This is a genomic window from Streptomyces sp. NPDC043908, from assembly GCF_056435525.1.
The window spans coordinates 734,192-753,878 of sequence record NZ_JBWKEI010000002.1 but is presented as its reverse complement, the minus strand read 5'-3'; the positions used below and the strand labels follow the sequence as shown (position 1 = coordinate 753,878).

At 72.4% G+C, this 19,687-nt stretch carries 17 protein-coding genes and 2 pseudogenes; 9 read left to right on the top strand and 10 right to left on the bottom strand.

What is annotated here, in order from left to right:
• Positions 1 to 3: 3 nt before the first annotated feature.
• Complete coding sequence (locus AC069K_RS07640) at positions 4 to 534, bottom strand: Lrp/AsnC family transcriptional regulator (protein ID WP_365104149.1); 531 nt, start codon at positions 532 to 534, stop codon at positions 4 to 6.
• 59 nt (positions 535 to 593) lie between these two features.
• On the opposite strand from AC069K_RS07640, the gene AC069K_RS07635 reads away from it, so the two are divergent.
• The gene (locus AC069K_RS07635) at positions 594 to 1,889 is read left to right on the top strand and encodes a trans-sulfuration enzyme family protein (protein WP_478613132.1); all 1,296 of its coding nucleotides are present in this window, start codon (positions 594 to 596) and stop codon (positions 1,887 to 1,889) included.
• Here AC069K_RS07635 and AC069K_RS07630 read toward each other — a convergent pair.
• Positions 1,792 to 3,231: pseudogene (locus AC069K_RS07630) on the bottom strand (GNAT family N-acetyltransferase); the annotation flags it as partial. The gene AC069K_RS07635 and the pseudogene AC069K_RS07630 overlap by 98 nt on opposite strands.
• A gap of 172 nt (positions 3,232 to 3,403) precedes the next feature.
• On the bottom strand, positions 3,404 to 4,987 hold the full coding sequence (locus AC069K_RS07625; RefSeq protein WP_478613129.1) for an alkaline phosphatase D family protein: 1,584 nt from the start codon (positions 4,985 to 4,987) through the stop codon (positions 3,404 to 3,406).
• Positions 4,988 to 5,296: 309 nt separating this feature from the next.
• On the opposite strand from AC069K_RS07625, the gene AC069K_RS07620 reads away from it, so the two are divergent.
• Positions 5,297 to 5,710: a VOC family protein gene (locus tag AC069K_RS07620; protein WP_365104157.1), complete on the top strand. Its 414-nt coding sequence runs from the start codon at positions 5,297 to 5,299 to the stop codon at positions 5,708 to 5,710.
• Positions 5,711 to 5,831: 121 nt separating this feature from the next.
• On the opposite strand, the gene pdxR is transcribed toward AC069K_RS07620, so the two are convergent.
• Positions 5,832 to 7,337 (bottom strand): MocR-like pyridoxine biosynthesis transcription factor PdxR, encoded by a 1,506-nt coding sequence (gene pdxR, locus AC069K_RS07615; RefSeq protein WP_478613125.1) that lies wholly within the window; start codon positions 7,335 to 7,337, stop codon positions 5,832 to 5,834.
• On the opposite strand from pdxR, the pseudogene AC069K_RS07610 reads away from it, so the two are divergent.
• Positions 7,328 to 7,789, top strand: a pseudogene (locus tag AC069K_RS07610) (EamA family transporter); the annotation flags it as partial. The gene pdxR and the pseudogene AC069K_RS07610 overlap by 10 nt on opposite strands.
• Before the next feature lie 483 nt (positions 7,790 to 8,272).
• Here AC069K_RS07610 and AC069K_RS07605 read toward each other — a convergent pair.
• Positions 8,273 to 9,103 carry an alpha/beta fold hydrolase gene (locus AC069K_RS07605; RefSeq protein ID WP_478613324.1) on the bottom strand — a complete coding sequence of 277 codons (831 nt, stop codon included), beginning with the start codon at positions 9,101 to 9,103 and terminating at the stop codon, positions 8,273 to 8,275.
• Between the two features lie 236 nt (positions 9,104 to 9,339).
• On the opposite strand from AC069K_RS07605, the gene AC069K_RS07600 reads away from it, so the two are divergent.
• Positions 9,340 to 10,278 carry an RNA polymerase sigma-70 factor gene (locus AC069K_RS07600; RefSeq protein WP_365104162.1) on the top strand — a complete coding sequence of 313 codons (939 nt, stop codon included), beginning with the start codon at positions 9,340 to 9,342 and terminating at the stop codon, positions 10,276 to 10,278.
• A 250-nt stretch (positions 10,279 to 10,528) separates the two neighbouring features.
• Positions 10,529 to 11,290: a GntR family transcriptional regulator gene (locus AC069K_RS07595; RefSeq protein ID WP_478613121.1), complete on the top strand. Its 762-nt coding sequence runs from the start codon at positions 10,529 to 10,531 to the stop codon at positions 11,288 to 11,290.
• Between the two features lie 239 nt (positions 11,291 to 11,529).
• Here the strand turns inward: AC069K_RS07595 and AC069K_RS07590 are convergent, their stop codons facing one another.
• The 3 genes from AC069K_RS07590 to AC069K_RS07580 form a co-directional block, all read right to left on the bottom strand.
• Positions 11,530 to 12,687: an ROK family transcriptional regulator gene (locus AC069K_RS07590; RefSeq protein WP_358833471.1), complete on the bottom strand. Its 1,158-nt coding sequence runs from the start codon at positions 12,685 to 12,687 to the stop codon at positions 11,530 to 11,532.
• Between the two features lie 88 nt (positions 12,688 to 12,775).
• The gene (locus AC069K_RS07585; RefSeq protein WP_358833472.1) at positions 12,776 to 13,426 is read right to left on the bottom strand and encodes a response regulator transcription factor; all 651 of its coding nucleotides are present in this window, start codon (positions 13,424 to 13,426) and stop codon (positions 12,776 to 12,778) included.
• A 110-nt stretch (positions 13,427 to 13,536) separates the two neighbouring features.
• Complete coding sequence (locus tag AC069K_RS07580; RefSeq protein ID WP_365104170.1) at positions 13,537 to 14,709, bottom strand: sensor histidine kinase; 1,173 nt, start codon at positions 14,707 to 14,709, stop codon at positions 13,537 to 13,539.
• Positions 14,710 to 14,816: 107 nt separating this feature from the next.
• Here AC069K_RS07580 and AC069K_RS07575 point away from each other — a divergent pair, with 107 nt between their 5' ends.
• The 4 genes from AC069K_RS07575 (at position 14,817) to AC069K_RS07560 (ending at position 17,578) form a co-directional block, all read left to right on the top strand.
• Positions 14,817 to 15,758 carry an ATP-binding cassette domain-containing protein gene (locus tag AC069K_RS07575; protein WP_478613114.1) on the top strand — a complete coding sequence of 314 codons (942 nt, stop codon included), beginning with the start codon at positions 14,817 to 14,819 and terminating at the stop codon, positions 15,756 to 15,758.
• Positions 15,759 to 15,761: 3 nt separating this feature from the next.
• Complete coding sequence (locus AC069K_RS07570) at positions 15,762 to 16,508, top strand: ABC transporter permease (RefSeq protein ID WP_478613111.1); 747 nt, start codon at positions 15,762 to 15,764, stop codon at positions 16,506 to 16,508.
• A gap of 101 nt (positions 16,509 to 16,609) precedes the next feature.
• Positions 16,610 to 17,047: a hypothetical protein gene (locus AC069K_RS07565; RefSeq protein ID WP_478613108.1), complete on the top strand. Its 438-nt coding sequence runs from the start codon at positions 16,610 to 16,612 to the stop codon at positions 17,045 to 17,047.
• Between the two features lie 90 nt (positions 17,048 to 17,137).
• Positions 17,138 to 17,578, top strand: a complete 441-nt coding sequence (locus AC069K_RS07560) for a hypothetical protein (protein ID WP_478613105.1) — start codon at positions 17,138 to 17,140, stop codon at positions 17,576 to 17,578.
• Positions 17,579 to 17,624: 46 nt separating this feature from the next.
• Here AC069K_RS07560 and mug read toward each other — a convergent pair whose 3' ends face one another.
• A complete protein-coding gene (mug, locus tag AC069K_RS07555) occupies positions 17,625 to 18,182 on the bottom strand; it encodes a G/U mismatch-specific DNA glycosylase (protein WP_365104180.1) in 558 nt (185 codons plus the stop codon).
• Between the two features lie 40 nt (positions 18,183 to 18,222).
• Positions 18,223 to 19,665 carry an adenylosuccinate lyase gene (purB, locus tag AC069K_RS07550; protein WP_358833479.1) on the bottom strand — a complete coding sequence of 481 codons (1,443 nt, stop codon included), beginning with the start codon at positions 19,663 to 19,665 and terminating at the stop codon, positions 18,223 to 18,225.
• Positions 19,666 to 19,687: the final 22 nt, after the last annotated feature.

Here is a 19,687-nt window from a genome sequence, read left to right as displayed (position 1 = left end):
CCTTCAGCCACCAGGGACGGAAGGGGAGGGAGAGGGCGAAGCGGAGGGCGGCGCCGGTGTCGACGACGGAGGCAGCAGAGGACCGCACTCCCACTGCTGGAATATCAACCGCGTCTCGACGCGGGCGACTTCGCGCCGCGAGGTGAACTCGTCGATGACCAGCCGCTGGAGGTCGGCCGTGCCGGTCACCGCCACGTGGACCAGGTAGTCGTCCGGGCCGGTGAGGTGGAACAGGGCGCGGGACTCCGGCAGCGCCCGGATGCGCTCGACGAACGGACCGATCAGTTCACGCCGATGTGGCCGCACCTGCACGGAGAGCAGGGCCTCCAGGCTCCGGCCCATTCGCGCCGGGTCGAGCCGGAGCTGGTGTCCGAGGATGACTCCGGAGCGGCGCAGTCTGGTGACCCGGTCCAGGCAGGTGGAGGGGGCGACGCCCACCTGCGCCGCGAGATCGCGGTAGGTGGTCCGGGCGTCGTTCTGCAGAAGGCGCAGAATGTCCAGATCCACCGGGTCCAGTACGACGGAATCGGCCATTGGCCGAACGTAGCACGGACCTCGGCGCCCGATTCCGGTCACGGTTGCACAGTGCCGCCATGGACACCGACACGCAGGACCGCGCCCAGGCCGCACCCCGTGCCCTGGCCACCGAAGCCGTCCACGCCGGCCGCGACGACCTCGCGGGACTCGGACTGCACGCCCCGCCGATCGACCTGTCGACGACCTACCCCTCGTACGACAGCGCGGCCGAGGCCGCCCGGATCGACGCCTTCGCCGCCACCGGGCTGCTGCCCGAGGGACCGCCGGTGTACGCCCGTCTCGACAACCCCACCGTAGGCCGTTTCGAGACGGCCCTCGCACGGCTGGAGGGCGCCGAGGGCGCCGTGGCCTTCGCCAGCGGCATGGCCGCCCTCTCCGCGGTGCTGCTCGCCCGGGCCTCGGCGGGCCTGCGGCACGTGGTCGCCGTCCGGCCGCTGTACGGGTGCAGCGACCACCTCCTGGACGCCGGTCTGCTCGGTACGGAGGTGACCTGGGTGGACCCGGCGGGCATCGCCGACGCCCTGCGGCCCGACACCGGTCTGGTGATCGTGGAGACCCCGGCCAACCCCACCCTCGCCGAGGTCGACATCCGGGCCGTCGCCCATGCCTGCGGCTCGGTGCCGCTGCTGGTCGACAACACCTTCGCCACCCCGGTGCTCCAGCGTCCGCTGGAGCAGGGCGCGCGGATCGTGCTGCACAGCGCCACCAAGTACCTGGGCGGCCACGGTGACGTCATGGGCGGGGTGGTCGCGTGCGACGACGCGTTCGCGCGGCAGCTGCGCCAGGTGCGGTTCGCCACCGGCGGCGTCCTGCACCCGCTCGCGGGCTATCTGCTGCTGCGGGGCCTCGCGACCCTCCCGGTACGGATGCGGGCCGCCGCGAGCAGCGCCGCGGAGCTCGTCCGCAGACTGACCGGGGACCCGCGGGTCGCCCGGGTCCACTATCCGGCGGTGGGCGGGGCGATGGTCGCGTTCGAGGTGCACGGCGACCCGCACGCCGTGATCGCGGGCGTGCGGCTGATCACCCCCGCCGTGAGCCTCGGCAGCGTCGACACCCTCATCCAGCACCCGGCCTCCATCAGCCACCGCATCGTGGCCGAGGGAGACCGGCGGTCCGCCGGGGTGAGCGACCGGCTGCTGCGGCTCTCGGTCGGTCTGGAGGACGTGGAGGACCTGTGGAGCGATCTGAGCCGCGCGCTCAGCGCTCCGCCTGCTCGAACGACGCCTGCTCGAACGACGCCTGCTCGAACGACGACCGCTCGGCCGACGACCGTTCGATCGGCGGACGTCCTGACGTCGGCAGAGCGGCCGACGGACGCGCCGCCGCGCGAGCCTTCGGCAGCCGTGCGGTGACCACCAGGGTGCCCTCCTCGATCTGGTAGTCGAGCGGCAGCCCGAGGCCGCGCATCGCCGCCACCATCGCGGTGTTGGAGGACTGCGTCACCGCGTAGACGCTCTCGCAGCCGGCCTCGGCCGCCAGCGCCACCAGGCGCTCCAGGAGTTCGGAGCCGATGCCCCGGCGCTGCCAGTCGTCCTCGACGAGCAGCGCCACCTCGGTCTCGTCGCCGTCCCACAGCAGATGGCCGAGGGCGACGAGCCGCCCGGAGGCCGACTCGGCGGCGAGGGTGCGCCCGTAACGGGGGCTGAGCAGGTGGTTCAGATAGCGGTCGGCGTCGCCGACGGGGCCGTGGTAGCGCAGGCCCAGCGTGCGGTCGGAGCAGCGCTCGTGCATGGCCTTGGCGGCTTCGACGTCGTCCTGGCCGGCCCGGCGCACGGTGATCTCGTTGCCCTCGGGCAGGGTGAGGACGTCCTGGCTGCGGGGGATGCGCGGGCCGAGCCGCGCGTCCAGCTCGACCAGCGCGCGCGCCCGCGCGAACTCGGTCGGGGTGAAGGGGAGGTAGGGCCGGTCGATGGTGATGACCCCGCCGTTCGGGTCGCGCAGCCGCATGGTGGTCGCTTCGAGGACGCCCTCGACCGGCGCCGTCTCACCGGTCGGCCGGCCGGACAGGGACACGGCGGGCAGCGAGTGGATGGTGCACCGGCCCAGCAGCTGGCGCAGCGCGAGGGGCAGTTCGGCCGCGTCGAGAGCGGTGCGGGTGGCCAGCCCCAGCACCCGGGTGGGCGCGTCCACCAGGTCGTGCGCGTCCGCGCGCTCCAGCCAGATGTCGCCGCCGCCCGCCCCCGCGATGTCCCGGGTGAGGTGGTCGGCCGAGAGCTCGGCGGGGGCGCGCAGCAGGAGTTCGTCGACCGTGCCGTCGGCCAGCGGATGCGTCTGGAGGGTGAGGATGTCGACGCCGCTGCGGGCGAGTGCGGTGCACAGCGCGGCGAGGCTTCCCGGTTCGTCGCGCACGGTGGCCCGCATCCGCCACAGCGAGGTCTCGCGGGAGGCGGCGCCGTTTTCGGCGGGCCCTTCGGCGGGCGCGGCGGCGGCGGGGCCGCGCGCCGCGCCCGTATCGGCGGGTGCGTCCGCCGGGGGCGCGTGGCTGTGGCGCCGGGCCCACCAGGTGTGGAACGCCGCCGTGGCGACCAGCGCGACCGCCGAGGCGATCAGCAGGAACGGTCCGTCCGGACCGTGGGCGACCGTGTTCGCCACGGCGTCGGCCACCGCCACGGCCGTGAACATCGCGGCCAGCTCGATCAGGTCCCGCCGCCAGTGGTGGCGGCGGGTGTTCCCGTGGACAGTCAACTCGGGCATCTCAGTCATGCTTTCACTGTGACCGAGCGGTGTTGCGTGATCGCGAACGCTTTGTGACTGATGGGTTAAGTGTGGTTCTGGTGCCTTTCTGGCCGTTTCTTACGACTTGTGGCGCGGAATGACCGCCTCGCTGCCACACTCCGTACGCCCACCCGGAAGCCCTGCGGGGCGGCTACTGGCCCACCAGCCCCGGCTTCAGCACCTCGGTGAAGAGTACCGAACCGCCCTGCGCGCGCAGACGCACCGTCAGTTCGCCGCTGCCGCCGTCGATCTCGACCTCTCCGAAGTTCGGCGGCATCTCCATCGGGGAGGCGTTGGCCCGGGCCGGCGCGTGGACGAAGACCTGGTCGGGGCCGAAGGTCGCGTCGAGCGCGTTCGCCGGGAACCCGCCCGCCGCGAGCGGCCCCGACACGAACTCCCAGAACGGGGCGAAGTCCTTGAACGCGGCCCGCGACGGGTCGTAGTGCTGGGCCGCCGTGTAGTGCACATCGGCCGTGAGCCACAGCGTGCCGGTGATCCGGCGGTGCTTGACGAACCGCAGCAGCTCCGCGATCTGGAGCTCGCGCCCGAGCGGCGCGCCCGGGTCGCCCTGCGCCACGGCCTCGAAGTTCGCCGGCCCGTCGGGAACGACCAGACCGAGCGGCATGTCGGCGGCGATCACCTTCCACACCGCCCGGGAGCGGGACAGCTCCCGCTTCAGCCACTCCAACTGCTCCGCGCCGAGGATGCCCACGGTGTCGTCGGCCCGGCGGTTGGGGGAGTTGGCGTCGCGGTACGTACGCATGTCGAGGACGAACACGTCCAGCAGCGGACCATGGCGCACGACCCGGTGCACACGCCCCTCCCGGCTGCCCGGCCGCAGCGTCGAGACCGGGACGTACTCGCTGAAGGCCCGCAGCGAACGGGCCGCCAGCACGTCGACGTTCTTCTCGGTGTAGCGGGCGTCGTCCAGGATCTGCCCGGGGTACCAGTTATTGCGTACCTCGTGGTCGTCCCACTGGACGATCGAGGGCACCTGCGCGTTGAACCGCCGTACGTTCTCGTCGAGCAGGTTGTAGCGGAAGTTGCCCCGGTACTCGGCGAGCGTCTCGGCGACCTTGGACTTCTCCTCGGTCGTGACGTTCCTCCAGACGCGGCCGTCGGGCAGCGTCACGCTGGGCGGAATGACCCCGTCCGCGTAAATGGTGTCGCCGCTGGACAGGAAGAAGTCCGGATCGAGCCGCCGCATCTCGTCGTAGACGCGGAAGCCGCCGATGTCCGGGTTGATGCCCCAGCCCTGCCCCGCGATGTCGCCGGACCACAGGAAGCGCACGTCCCGGTGGCGCGAGGCGGGCGCGGTACGGAACGTGCCGTACACCGGCTTCCCCGTACGGCGGGGGTCGTCGGGGTCGGCGAGGGTGACGCGGTAGTGGACCTGCTCACCGGCGGGCAGTCCGCGCAGTCGTGTCGTCCCGGTGAAGTCGGTGCCGGGCCCCAGCAGCGGGCCGGGCCAGGTGCGCGCGCGGCGGAACGACGCGGTGGCGGAGGTCTCCACGACCATCCGGGCGGGCCGGTCGGACCGGACCCACACGAGCCCCGACGACGCCGTGATGTCACCGGCCTGCACGCCCCAGCCGGCGTTCGGCCGCCCGGAGAGCGCCAGCGCGGGCGCGGCCGCGGCGAGCCCGGCGGGCAGGGCGAGACCCGCGGACACGGCGAGCGAACCCTTCAGGACGGTACGGCGGGTGGGCGAGGGGATCCGAGGGCGGTACGGCATCGAGGCGCCTCCTGGGGCGGGGTGGTGGGTCAGGGCGGTGGATCAGGGCGGTGGTCCGGCGCGTGCGGATCAGAGCCATGCCTACTGCCCGGCTGCGGCGCGGGCGCGAACCCCGGGTGAACACCGGGAGGCCACCGCCGCGGCACGAGCCGCCGGCCCCACGTGGCCGACAACGTGTGGACCTGGGGCGGGCGGCCGGGGACCAGGGGACGATCGCCTTGGTGATCTTCGACGGGTACGGTCGGTACGAGCCGTCAGCACGGCCGCGCGTCCCCTCGTTCAGCACCAGCGAAAGCCCAGGAGGCTCCCATGCCCGTCGGAGGCCGTTCACACATCCGTATCGCCCGCCCCTCGCGCGACCTCGCGGCGGCGGAGCGCTTCTGGGTAGGGGGCCTGGGCCTGGACGTCGTGTGGCGGCACGACGCGGAGGCCACGGGCCCCGGCGAGCACGCGCTGCTGATGGTCGGCTGGCCCGACGCCGACTGGCATCTGGAACTGGTCCAGGTGCCGGCCGGAACCGCCGAGCCCCGGCCGACCGAGGAGGACCTGCTGGTCGTCTATGTGGACGAGGAGGTCCCGGCGGAGCTGGTGACCCGCCTGGAGGCGCACGGCGGCACGCGGGTGCTGTCGCCCAACCCGTACTGGAACGAGTGGGGCGTGACGATCGAGGACCCGGACGGGTACCGGCTGGTGCTGTGCAAGCGGGGCTGGTCCAACTCCTAGGGCGTCTTCCGGATCCTGTCGGGCCGGGCCCTGCCGCGCGGGCGTGCGCGGTTCTCACGCGCGGGCGTGGTGGCCGTGTGTACCGGCCCCCGTGCCCCGGACAGGAACCGGCGGACACGCCTCAGGCGCCGCGCGTCTCCAACGCCCCGGCGAGCAGCCGTACCCCGCGCGCGATGTCCGACGGCGTCAGATGGGCGTATCCGACCACCAGCGAGACCTCGTCTCCCGGCCCGGCCCCGGAGGAGAGGTAGTACGAGAGCGGGCGCACGGCCACGCGCGCGTGGGCGGCGCGTGCGAGCAGGCGCGGTTCGGGCCCGTACCGTGCGGGCAACCGCGCGATGATGTGCAGCCCGGCCGCGATGCCGCTCACCTCCGTGCCCGGAAGGTGCTCGTGCAGCGCCCGGACCAGCGCGTCCCGCCGCTCGCGGTAGGCGCGTTGGCACCGGCGCAGCTGACGGTCGTACGCGCCGCTGGTGACGAAGTCCGCGAGCAGTGCCTGGTCCAGCGCGGGATTGCCGAGGTCCATGGTGCGTTTGCGGGTGACGATCGCGCCGGTCAGCCGGTCGGGCGCCAGCAGCCAGCCGAGCCGCAGACCGGGGGCGAGCGACTTGCTCACCGACCCGGTGTACGCCACGCGTTCGGGGTCGAGGCCCTGGAGCGCCCCCACCGGCGCCCGGTCGTAACGGAAGTCCCCGTCGTAGTCGTCCTCCACGACGAGCCCGTCCACCGCCCGCGCCCAGTCCAGGAGTTCGGCCCTCCGCCGCGCGGAGTAGGCGATTCCGGACGGGAACTGGTGGGCCGGGGTCGTCACCGCGACCCGCACCCCGCTCGCGTACAGCGGGCCCATGGCCAGGCCCTCGTCGTCGAGCGGCAGCCGCCGGGTCCGTACGCCCGTGGCCGCGAACAGGGCGGTGTGCTCGGGGCTGCCGGGGTCCTCGACCCCCACGGCCGGCTCGTCCCTCTCCCCGGGGGCGAGGGACCCCCCGAGGGAGAGGCCCTCCCCGAGGACGAGACCGAGGAGCGTCGTGGCCTGGGCGACCCCGGAGCACACCACGATCCGTTCCGGGTCGGCGACCACTCCGCGCCGCCGGGCCAGCAGCGCGGCGAGCGCCGTCCGCAGCTCCGGCAGCCCGCGTGGATCGGGGTAGCCGAGCGAGCGGTGCGGCAGCCGCTCCAGTACGCCCTTGTGCGCGGCGGCCCAGGCCGCGCGCGGGAACAGGGACAGGTCCGGGGTGCCGGGCAGGAAGTCGACCCGCGCGCCGGGGTCGCGCGGCGCCAGATCCCGCGCGCGTGGCGCGTCGGCGGCGCGCGCCGCCCCGCCCACCCAGGTGCCCGAGCCCCGGCCGCTGCGCAGATAACCCTCGGCGGTGAGCTGTTCGTACGCCTCGGTCACCAGGCCGCGTGAGACACCGAGGTCGGCGGCGAGCTCACGGCTCGACGGCAGCCGGGTCCCGGCCGCGAGCCGGCCCGAACGGACGGCCTCCCGGAACGCCGACTGGAGCAGTCTGCCGCGCTGCCGAGCCGGAGCCGCGGCGGCCGGAAGCAGCAGCTCCCAGGCCGCGTTCCACGACGGACGCCCGTCGTCGCCGTGCGGCGCGGAGGGCGAAGTGGTCCCCGATGACGTCATGGAAGTGGACCTTAAACAAGACCACCGGGCTGCCTAGCGTCGGGCCCATGAACGTGTCACAGCTTCGGGGCGCGGCGCTCGCCGCCGTCGCCTGCGTCCTCGTCGGCGGGTCCTTCACCGCCAACAGCGTCCTCGGCGACTATCCGCACGCCGGCGGCCAGGCCCTGCGGTACGGCCTGGCCTGCCTGTTGCTGCTCCCGCTGCTCGGCCGGGGCGGCACCGCGCCGCTGCGCCGCCTCGGCGCGGCACGGTGGGGCCGGCTCGCGCTGCTCTCCGCCGTCGGCATGGTGGGCTTCAACATGGCCGTGCTGGCCGCCGAGCGCACGGCCGAACCCGCCGTCCCCGGTGTGTTCGTCGGGTGCGCGCCGGTCGTGGTGGCGGTCCTGGTGCCGTTGCTCGACGGGCGACGGCCCACCCGGCCGGTGCTCCACGGAGCGCTCCTGGTGGCCGCCGGGGCCTTCACCGTGCAGGGCTGGGGCCGCACGGACGCGGTGGGCATCGCGTGGTCGGCGGGGGCACTGGTGGGTGAGGTGGGGTTCGCGGTGCTGGCGGTGCCGGTGCTGCGCCCGCTCGGGCCCAAGCTGCTCTCGGCGGCCGTCTGCGGCGTCGCGGCCGTCGAGTCCGCCGTGCTCGCCCTCGTACTGGACGGGCGGGCGGCACTGCGGCTGCCCGACGCCACCGAAACGGCGGCCCTGGTGTGGCAGGCCGCCGTGGTCACCGTGATCGGCTTCGTCTGCTGGTACATGGGTGTGCAGCGCATCGGCGCCGAACGCGCGACGCTCTTCTCCGGCCTCATCCCGGTGTCGGCCGCGCTCACCGCCCCGCTGGTCGGCGCCGGGGCGTACGGCACGGCGCAGGGGGTGGGCAGTGCGCTGGTCGGCGCCGGGGTCGCGCTGGGCGCCGGGGTGCTGGGCGGGCGCCCCCGGCGCGGCGGCTCAGCGGCTGGTGTCGAGGATGACGCGCGCGACCAGGGCGGGGTCGTCGTTCATCGGGACATGGCCGCAGCCGGGCAGCCGCACCAGCCGGGCACCGGGAAGGGTGTGCTTGGCGCGGATGCCCTGCCGGCGAGGCAGCAGCCGGTCCTTGGCGCCCCAGGCGACGGTGACCGGGACTCCCGCCACGTCGTCGGTGAACCGTACGTCGATCCCCGCCCGCAGCGTCTGGTCGAAGCCGCCGGCCTCACGCAGCGCGAGCGTCTCGGCGACGACGGCCTCGGGTGAACGGCGCCCGGGTCGCGCGTAGATGGTGCTGGTGAGCGCCGCGCGCCCCGGCGCGCTCCGGGACAAACGCTCGATGACCGGCAGCGGCAGCATCTTCGCCCCCCGCCGCATCGCGCTCAGCGTCGCGAAGGCGTAGCGGCGCTCCGCCTGGGACCAGAACCCGGCGGGGGAGAAGGCCGTCACCGACCGTACGCGCTTCTCGCGCCCCAACTCCAGCGCCAGCAGCCCGCCGAGGGAGTTGCCCGCCACATGCGGCCGCTCGATGTCCAGCTCCTCACAGAACGCGCCCAGGACCGGTACGACCGTGGACAGGTCGTACGAAAGGCCTTCGGGCAGCGCCGGGGAGCGGCCGAAACCCGGCAGGTCCACGGCTATGACATCGCGCTCGACGGCCAGCAGGTCGAACACCGGGTCCCAGGCCTGGCGGTGGTGGCCGATGCCGTGGAGCAGGAGCAGGGGCTCGCCGGAGCCGGCCCTGCGGTAGGAGACGGTGACGGTGCGGCTGCCCCGGGGGGAGCCGGTCGTGAAGGAGACCTCTTCGGTCATGGCGCTGCTCCCGGTCATCTGCTGCTCCCGGTCATGGGCGGGGGCCCTGGGCGGACGGACGGACCCGCGTGGAGGGTGGTGGACGCGGACGGCGGTAGACACCGTGTCAGCAACAATTACCCTTCGGTAGCTTGGAGTTCAAGAGGCGAGTCCAGGACAGCGCGCGCGGGACGGATATTCGAACAGCGCGGGCGCTCCTTCTGGACAGCCGGGAGCCGGTCGGCTGGGATGGAGCGGTGACTGCCCCCACCGCCGCCGATCTCTTCGAAGACCACCGGTCCGTTCTCACGGGCGTGGCCTACCGCATGCTGGGCCGTGTCACCGACGCCGAGGACGTGGTGCAGGAGGCGTGGCTGCGCTGGTCGGCGCGGGATCGCGAGAGCGTGCGCGACCCGCGCGCGTTCCTCGTACGGATCACCACCCGGCTCGCGCTCGACCGGCTCCGGCAGATCCAGGCGCGGCGCGAGGCCTATGTGGGTCCCTGGCTGCCGGAGCTGATCGCGACCGATTTCGGGCCAGCGGTCCCCGATACCGTCGAACAGGCCATGCTGGCCGACTCCGTCTCGCTCGCCGTGCTGGTGGTCCTCGAATCGCTCTCGCCGCTGGAGCGGGCGGTCTTCGTCCTGCGCGAGGCGTTCGGCTTCCCCTTCGCGGAGATCGCGGCCACCCTGGACCGCTCCGAGCCCGCGGTGCGCCAGCTCGCGGGGCGCGCCCGGCGCCATGTCGACGAGCGCAAGCCGCGCTACGACGTCGACCCCGCACACCGCCGCGACCTCACCGAGCGGTTCATGGCCGCGGCGGGCGGCGGCGACCTGGACTCCATGCTCGCCCTGCTCGCCCCCGACGTCCGTTTCATCGGCGACAGCGGCGGCAAGTCCAAGGCCCCGACCAGGATCATCGAATCCGCCGACAAGGTCGGACGCTTCCTCTACGCGGTGTCGCACGAGGGCGGGCCGGACAGCGAATTCCGCATCACGGAGATCAACGGCGGCCCGGCCGTCCTGGTCCTGTACGACGGAAAGCCCGACAGCGTGCTCCAGCTCGACCTCCTCGACGGCCGCATCCACTGCGTCTATGTCGTACGCAACCCGGACAAACTGATCGCTCTCATCCGGAAGGAAGGACGCGAGAGGTGCGAGGGTCGCGAGGAATACGTGGACCAGTCGCCCCGGTAGTCCCACCCCGCCCCAGCAGCCATGACCCCCGTGCCCGGAACCGGGCACGGGGTTTTGTCGCGCCTGGCGCACGGATGCGCGAACGCCGTGTGAACGCTCTGCGCCAGGACTCGGATTCGTTCCGTAACGGAACGAGGATTGGTCTTGACCAAGGGGGTGGGCCGCCCTATGGTCGCAGAGTTAGTGCAGGAACCTTTAATAAACAAGGGCGCAGAAAAGCCGCCGGGGCACGGCGATTGCGGAGGACAGGGTGGGGACCACGCAGCTGGAAACGGTGCCGGAGCCGAAGTACTGGCACCTCAAGACCGTGCTGAGCGAGGCGCTCGACTCGGACTTCGCGGTGGGAGAGATCCTGCCCAACGAGCGTGAACTGGCCGCCCGCTTCGGCGTCGCGCGCGCCACGCTCCGCCAGGCTCTGGAGCAGCTCGAACTCGAAGGCAGGCTGCAACGCCGCCGAGGTGTCGGCACGACCGTCGCCCCGCCGCGCGTGGGCGTCTCCGTCGGCACCGAGCAGCACGACTGGCCCGGCGCGGCCGGTGACGCCTGGCAGGCCGTCGACTGCGCCGTCGGCGCCCCGCCGCTCTCGGTGGCCCGGCTCTTCGACGCCGGGGCGCTCGACGAGGTGCACATCGTCCGCCGAACCCGCACCACGCACGGCCAGCCCGTCGCCGCCGAGCTCCTCTACGTACCGGCGTCCTCGGTACCGGACCTCACCTCGATCGACGCGCCGTCCGGACCGGCCCGCGCGCGCGGCGTGTTGCGCGAGCTCCAGCGCCTCGACCTGGAAGGCCAGGACCGCGCGGTCGAACTCGGCTCGGCCCGCGCGGACGACGCCAAGGAACTCGACCGGCTGCCGGGCGCGCCCGTCCTCGTCGTGACCACGCGCTACTTCTCCCAGGGCCGGACCGTCGCCGTCTCGGTGGCGACCTACCGCGCCGACACCTGCCGCCTCACCTTCGGCGACTCGGGCGACGTCCAGATCAGCCACGACGGCCACCGCCAGGCATCCTGACCCGCTGCCCCACGGTTTCTCCGGTACGGCCCGCCGCTGTCAGCGGCGGGCCGTATCTGTTGCGGCTGCGGTTGGAGACGGTGACCAGGGAGAGAGGGAGAGAGGGAGGGAGGCGGACCGGGGGAGACCAGGCGGCCCTCTTGCCCTGCTCCAGGCAGGGCGGCAGAACACCTGCCCGCCCGTCCGCTGGCATGCCGACTTGCCCGCTCGCCCGCCTGTCGGCTGTCCGTCGGCCCGGCTCAGCGGCGAGCCGTCACCGTGCCCTCGACCGCGAACAACTGCTCCTCGACATGGTCGAGCGCCAACCGCAGCGCACCGGTCGCCACCGCCGCCTCCCCCAGCAGGGAGAGGGCCACACGCGGCGGCCGCAGGCAGTACCGCGCCAGCTCCTGACGCAGCGGCTCCAGCACTCCGTCGATCCCGGCCGCCCAGCCGCCCACGACGACCAGCTCCGGGTCGAGGGCGAGCACCAGGGCCGCCACGTCGTGGACCAGCCGCTGGATGAACCGCTCGACCGCCTCCTGTGCACCGCTGTCCCCCCGCTTGGCCAGCGCGAACACATCGGCGACCGCCTGCTCGTCCAGCGGGTGCAACGGCTCCTCGGTCGTCGACAGCAGCCTCTCCGGCGTCACATCCCGGCCCAGCAGATGCAGCGCGCCGATCTCGCCGGCCGCGCCGCCGAAGCCCCGGTGCAGCCGCCCGCCTATCAGCGATCCGGCCCCCGGGCTCAGCCCCGCCAGGACGAACACGATGTCGTCGGAGTCGGTCGCCGCTCCCTTCCAGTGCTCGGCCACGGCCGCCGCGTTGGCGTCGTTCTCGACCAGCACCGGGCAGCGGAACGACCGCCGCAGCCGCTCGCCCAGGGGCAGACCGGTCCACTCCGGGAGCGCCGTCCCGAGCCGTACGGTGCCGTCGGCCTCCACTATGCCCGGGCTGCCGACACCGACCGCGCGGAGCGAGCTGCGCGCCACCCCGGCCCGCCGCAGCAGATCGGCGACCGTCGCCCTGACCCGTTCCAGGCGCTCGTCGGCGGAGGCCGTCTCGGACACCTCGCGGGATCCGGCGCCGACGATCCGCCCGTCGAGCCCGGACAGCAGCGCCGCCACCCGGTGCGGGCCGATCTCGATGCCCAGCAGATGGCCCGCCTCGGCCCGGAACCTGAACCGGCGCGCGGGACGCCCCTGGCGGCGCGCCTCGCCCTCCTCGGGCGCCGACTCGACGACGAGCCCGCCCTCCATGAGCCCCTCGACCACACCCTCGACCGTCGGTCTCGACAGACCGGTGATCCGGGTCAGATCGGTCAGAGTGGGGGATTCCGCCCCACGCAGTGCATGGAGAACCACCGCGGAATTGATCCGCCGCAGCAGAGAGGGATCCCCGCCGGTCAGCCGCCCCAACGTGTGTCCTCCCAGCTCGTACGCGTGTCTGCCGGATCGTACTCGCTGGTCAGGTATACGGCGAGTGGCGGATGGTCACGGAGACGCATCAGCTCGGAGCCACGAAACCCGACTCGTACGCCGCGATGACCGCCTGGGTCCGGTCCCGGGCGCCCAACTTCGCCAGCACGGCACTGACATGCGTCTTCACCGTCTCGGTACCGACGATCAGCTTGGCGGCGATCTCCGCGTTGTTGAGCCCCCGCGCCATCAGCCGCAGAACGGCCGCCTCACGCTCGGTGAGCGCCGCCTTGTCCAGGGCCTTCTTCGCCTCCCGGTTGCCGTACTCGGCCGCGAGCGCACGGACCGCGGCCGGGAACAGCAGCGACTCGCCCTCCGCGACGAGCCGCACCGCGTGCACGATCTCGGCGGGCCGCGCCCGCTTCAGCAGGAACCCGTCGGCACCCGCCCGCAGCGCCTCGTAGACGTACTCGTCGTTCTCGAACGTCGTGACCACCAGGATCTTCGGCGGATCCTGCACGGTACGCAGCACCGCCCGGGTAGCCTCTATGCCGTCGAGCAACGGCATCCGCACATCCATCGCCACCACATCGGGGCGCAACTGGCGCACCAGCGGGATGACGGCGGCGCCATCAGCGGCCTCGCCCACCACCTCGATGTCGGGCTGAGCCTCGAGAACGGCCCGCAGACCCGCTCGGACCAGGGGTTCGTCGTCGACGAGAAGAACGGTAACCGGCATCCGACCAGCCTAGGGCTTGTCCTGGGGCTCCTCCCTCGGTCGCGGGGGCCGGCACACACGTCTGCGGCGTTGTCCTCGCTCTACGGAAAGGCACACCCCGGGGCGATCCATCAGCACAGCCCGTCCAGCGGCAACCGCACGCGCACCCTCCACTCTCCTCCCTGTGGGCCCGATCGGGCCTCGCCACCCAGCAGCGCCGCCCTTTCCCGTATGCCGCGCAGCCCGCTGCCGCCCTGTCCCCTGGGCACGGGACCCGGCAGTGGATTCGTCACATCGAGCTCCAATCGTTCACCTGACACCGCTATGCGCACCCGCACGGGCACCGGCCCCGAGTGCCGCAGCACATTGGTCAGCGCTTCCTGGAGGATCCGGTACCCCTCCCGGGAGACGGGGCCCGGCACCGAGGTCAGCGGGCCGCTCAGCTCGGACTCCACCTTCGCCCCCGAGGCCCGCGCCGATTCGAGGAGCCGGTCGGCCTCGTCGAGCGTCGGCCGCTGCCCCACCGGCCCCCCGCTCTCCCGCAGGACCAGCAGGACGCGCTCCAGGTCGTCCAGCGCCGCCCGGCCCGTCTCCTCGATCGCCGCAAGCGCCCTGGCGGTGAACGCCGGATCTCCCGCCGTCCGGGCGGCGCCGGCCTGCACCACGGCGACGGTCAGCGCGTGCCCGATCGAGTCATGGATCTCGCGCGCGATCCGGTTCCGTTCGAGCAGCTGCTCCGTCCTCGCCTCCAGCGCGGTCAGCCGCTCCTCCTTCGACGGACCGAGCAGATGCCGCGCGATGGTGGCGTTCAGCTCACCGAGGGCCGCGACACAGCCGAGCATGAGGAAGAGGGGCAGCGGAGCGAGCACCCACCACCACCAGTGCGGTTCCATCTCGCGCAGGACGGGAACCTCGCTGGTCCCGCGGCCCGCCGGGGCGGTCAGCAACTCATACGTGATGATGGGGAGCCACACCGAGACCACCATGGTCACCAGCGCGAGGGCCAGACGGATCTCCAGCCACGCGACGGTCCGCCACCGCTCGGCCCAACTGGCCGACGACGCCGCGGAGACGGTCGCGTCATGGCGGCCCCGCTCCGCCGGCACGACGAGCAACTGGACCTGTATCCCCTCGGCCAGGCGCACGGCCGGTATCAGCCCTATCAACAGCAGGGCGAGAAACGGGACGTAGGGCTTTTCCATGTCGATGAACAGCCAAATGCCGTACACGGCGACGGGCATCGACAGATGCAGCCATCGCGTGTACGTCACGGAGCGGCCCAGCGGGCGGAGGAAACGGAACATGTCGTCATCGTGCCAGCGCCCGGATCGCCGCGGCTCCCCCGCACGGGGGAGATGATCCCCACGCACGGGGGAGGCCCAGGACCTGGCCCGACGGCGAATGTTGAGACATGACCAGCATCGACGTCCAAGAGCTCACCAAGGAGTACGGAACCACCCGCGCCGTGGACCGCCTGACCTTCAGCGTCCGGCCCGGCCAGGTCATCGGCTTCCTCGGCCCCAACGGCGCAGGCAAGTCCACGACCATGCGCCTCGTGCTCGGCCTGGACCGGCCGACCTCGGGCACCGCCATGATCGGCGGCCGCGCGTACGCGGAATACGAGGAGCCGCTGCACCACGTCGGCGCGCTCCTCGACGCCCAGGCCGCGCACGGCTCGCGCACCGCGCGGAACCATCTGCGCGCCCTCGCCGCCAGCAACCGAATACCGGCTCGCCGCGTGGACGAGGTGCTGGAAGAGGCGGGAATCGCCCGTGTGGCGGACCGGCGCGTCAAGACCTTCTCCCTCGGTATGCGCCAGCGGCTCGGCATCGCCGCAGCCCTGCTCGGCGACCCCTCGGTGCTGATCCTCGACGAACCCTCCAACGGCCTCGATCCGGAAGGAATCATCTGGATAAGGGAGTTGATGCGCGGATTGGCGCGGCAGGGCCGTGCCGTCCTCATCTCCAGCCATCTGATGAACGAGACCGCCTCGTTCGCCGACCATCTCGTCGTCCTCGGCCGGGGGCGGCTGCTGGCCGACACCCCCATGAAGGACTTCATCGACTCGCGTATCCAGCCGCGGGTGCGCGTGCGGACCACCGAAGGCGACCGCCTGCGCACCGGCCTCACCTCCCGGGGCTTCGCACCCGTCCAGGGTGAGGACGGCCGCTGGATCGTCGAGGGCGCACGGGTCGAGGACGTGGGCCCGATCGCCGCGGCGGAGGGCATCCCGATCCTCGAACTGGCGACAGAGGAGGCCACGCTGGAACAGGCCTACCTCGACCTGACAGCCGGCGAGGCGGAGTTCGCGTCCGCCCTGTCCGGAAATCCCCATCGCGACCAGGAGGTGTGAGCCGTGTCGTTCCCCGCAGTTCTCCACGCGGAGTGGATCAAGGTCCGCTCGCTGCGGTCCCTCGTCGGGTCGCTGATATCCGTGTTCCTGGCGACAGCCGGACTGACCGTCCTCGCGGTCGCCGCGCTGGGGCGTCCGGAGCCCGACAGCACCGACTTCGATCCTGTTCTGTTCTCGTACTACGGCCTGAACTTCGGGCAGATGGCGGCCCTCACCTTCGGGGCGATAGCCATGGCCGCGGAGTACAAGAACGGAGGGATACGGATCTCCCTCGGAGCCGTGCCCGACCGCGGGCTGTTCTACGGGGCGAAACTGGCCGTGATCGGTGGTCTGGTCCTCGCCGTCGGCCTCGTCACCAGCCTGACGTCGTTCCTGTCCGGACAGGCGCTCATGGACAAGGGGTTCGGCATAGGCATCGGTGACCCCGGGGCGTTGCGCGCGGTGTTCGGGTGCGCCCTGTACCTGGCCCTGCTCAGCCTCCTGGCCGCGGGCCTGGCGGCCCTCCTGCGCAGCGTCACCGGGGCCATGAGCCTGATCGTGCCGCTGTTCCTGATCGTGCCCTTCGTCGTGGGGGACGTGTCGCAGGGCTCCGGCGCCCAGGACTTCCTGCCGGACCGGGCGGGGCGGCAGATCCTGCTGCTCCAGCCTGAAGGGCCGTTGGGAGCCTGGAGCGGCATGGCGGTGCTCGCGTTGTGGAGTGCTCTGTCCGTGGCGGCGGGCTGGTGGGCGCTGCGGAGGCGGGACGCCTGAAAGCCCAGGTGCCCGGGAGACCAGACACCTGGGAGCCCAGACGCTTGGGAGCCCAAACGCTTGGGAGGTCAATTGTCAGTGGTGGCGGGTTTACTGACTGCATGACCACCGCACGGCATCTCGAAGTCATCGACCTGCTGCGCGTCCGCGACTTCCCCGCGGAGCGCGGGAGGTCGGGAGCGATCACCAGCGGCCCGGGCTACCACCTGGTGGAGCTCCGTACCAGCGAGGACTTCTGGGACGACGACGGCAGCAGACGCGTCGAGGTGCAGGAGCAGTACGAGGCGGAGTGCGAGGCCCTGGCCGGGCTGCTGAGCAGACGGTGGGGTGAGGCGCAGATGTTCAGCCTTTGGAGTGTGCTGACCCGGAGCATGGAAGGAGAGGAGATAGCCGCGCCATGGGACGAGTTGAGCAGCTGTGTCCCGTATCTCCACATCTGGCAGGCGGATGGCCGCTGGGTCGCCGTCGGAGTCTCGCAGTGGGACACGGAGCTGGAGTTCCAGTTGATGGCGGTGGTGACGGAGGTCGATCCGCCGTAGGGATCAGGCAGAAGATGCCGTACGGGGGAGGTGCATGGCAGCCGGGGGAGGGAGCGGCGGGTCGGGGGTCCGAGGTGGCGTAACGTCCTGATGCGTCGCCGTCTCCTGCCGGCGGGTGAGGAGATCGTGATGGCGTACGCAGTGGCGGACCTGGGCGGCGGTACGACGGAAGTGTCCGTCGTGGCGGACGGCGTGGTGCAGATGACCGGCTACGCGGGAGGCGGTGAGGCGTCGGTCGCCGAGTTCACTCCCGCGCGGGCCCGGGAGCTGGCGGCGGCGCTGGTGCGGGCGGCGGACGAGGCGGAGAACCTGGCGCCGAGCGAGCCCGTGTCGGTCAAGGCGCAGGATCTGCGGCGCGGTGACGTACGGGACGGTGACCGGTCGATGACCGTGGACCGGGTCAAGGTGGAGGGGGCGATCTCGACGGCGCACGTGACCTGGAAGTCGGACGCGGGCCGCACCTGGACGCAGAGCTATGCGATGGACACGGACATCCGCCTGCGGAGACGGGGGCCGGAAGGGGCGGGGTGAGGAGAGAGGGGGCGCACAGTCTGAACCGGGGGCGAGGTGCCCGTGGCTATCCGTCCGCCGGGCCGGGTTCCGCCTGTGCTGCTCTGCGCAGGCGGGCGAACTCCTCGGCCATCGTCTCGGCCGTCCAATGGGCGTTCAGGCCGCTGGGGTTGGGCAGGACCCAGACGCGGGTCCCGCCGATGGTGCGGGTCTGGGGGCCTATGCGGGCCTTGCGGTCGTCGAAGGCGGTGCGGTAGGCGGTGACGCCGACCACGGCGAGGTAGCGCGGGCGGAGCCGTTCGACCTTGGCGGTGAGGAGGCGGCCGCCCTCGCGGTACTCCTCGGCGCTCAGCTCGTCGGCTCGGGCACTCGCCCGGGCGACGACGTTGGTGATGCCGAGGCCGTAGGTGAGCAGCTCGTTCTGCTCGGAGGGCTTCAGCCGGCGCGGGGTGAAGCCCGAGAGGTGCAGGACCGGCCAGAAGCGGTTGCCCGGGCGGGCGAAGTGGTGGCCGGTGGCGGCGGACATCAGACCGGGGTTGATGCCGCAGAACAGCACGGACAGACCGCCCGCGACCACGTCGGGGATGACGTTGTCGCGAGCGGCCTGGAGTTCCTCGGGAGTCATCGGGTGGTCCCGTCGGTGACGTCGGTGGCCCGGGGCCGGGTCAGAGGATCGAACCGGGAGTGTACGCGGCGGCGGCCGGGTGCTGCTTGAGAATCTCCTCGATCCGGGAGACCAGGGCGGCGACCTGGTCACCGGCGGCGCCGGTGAAGGACAGCTTGTCGGCCATCAGGGCGTCGAGCTGGGCGCGGTCGAGCGGCATGCGGTCGTCGGCGGCCAGCTTGTCGAGGAGCTCGTTGCGCTCGGCACCCTGCTCGCGCATGGCGAGCGCGGAGGCGACGGCGTGCTCCTTGATGACCTCGTGCGCGGCCTCGCGGCCGACCCCGGCGCGTACCGCCGCCATCAGCACCTTGGTGGTGGCGAGGAAGGGAAGGTAGCGGTCCAGCTCACGGGCCACGACGGCGGGGAAGGCGCCGAACTCGTCGAGCACGGTGAGGAAGGTCTCCAGCAGACCGTCGAAGGCGAAGAACGCGTCGGGGAGCGCGACACGGCGGACGACGGAGCAGGAGACGTCGCCCTCGTTCCACTGGTCGCCGGCGAGCTCGCCGGTCATCGAGGCGTAGCCGCGCAGGATGACCATCAGGCCGTTGACGCGCTCGCAGGAGCGGGTGTTCATCTTGTGCGGCATCGCGGACGAGCCGACCTGGCCCGGCTTGAAGCCCTCGGTGACCAGCTCGTGCCCGGCCATCAGACGGATCGTCTTGGCGACCGAGGAAGGCGCGGCGGCGAGCTGCACCAGGGCGGTGACGACGTCGTAGTCGAGGGAGCGGGGGTAGACCTGGCCGACGGAGGTGAAGGCGTGGGCGAAGCCGAGGTGACCGGCGATGCGCTGTTCGAGCTCGGCGAGCTTGGAGGCGTCGCCGCCGAGCAGGTCGAGCATGTCCTGCGCGGTGCCGACGGGACCCTTGATACCGCGCAGCGGGTAACGGGCGAGGAGCTCCTCCAGACGGCCGTAGGCGACGAGGAGCTCGTCGGCGGCGGTCGCGAAGCGCTTGCCCAGGGTGGTGGCCTGCGCGGCGACGTTGTGCGAGCGGCCCGCCATGACCAGCTCCGCGTACTCACCGGAGAGCTTGCCGAGCCGGGCGAGGACGGCCACGGTCCGGTCGCGCATCAGCTCCAGCGAGAGGCGGATCTGGAGCTGCTCGACGTTCTCGGTCAGGTCGCGGGAGGTCATGCCCTTGTGGACCTGCTCGTGCCCGGCGAGGGCGTTGAACTCCTCGATCCGCGCCTTCACGTCGTGGCGGGTGACCTTCTCGCGCTCGGCGATCGAGGCGAGGTCGACCTGGTCGAGTACGCGCTCGTAGTCGGCGAGGGCGGCGTCCGGCACCTCGATCCCGAGGTCCTTCTGCGCGCGCAGCACGGCGAGCCAGAGCTGACGCTCCAGCTTCACCTTCTGCTCGGGGGACCAGAGGACGGCCAGCTCCGTGGAGGCGTAGCGGCCGGCCAGGACATTGGGGATGCGAGGCTTCGCAGACACAGCAGTCACGTGTCCAGATTCTACTGGCGAT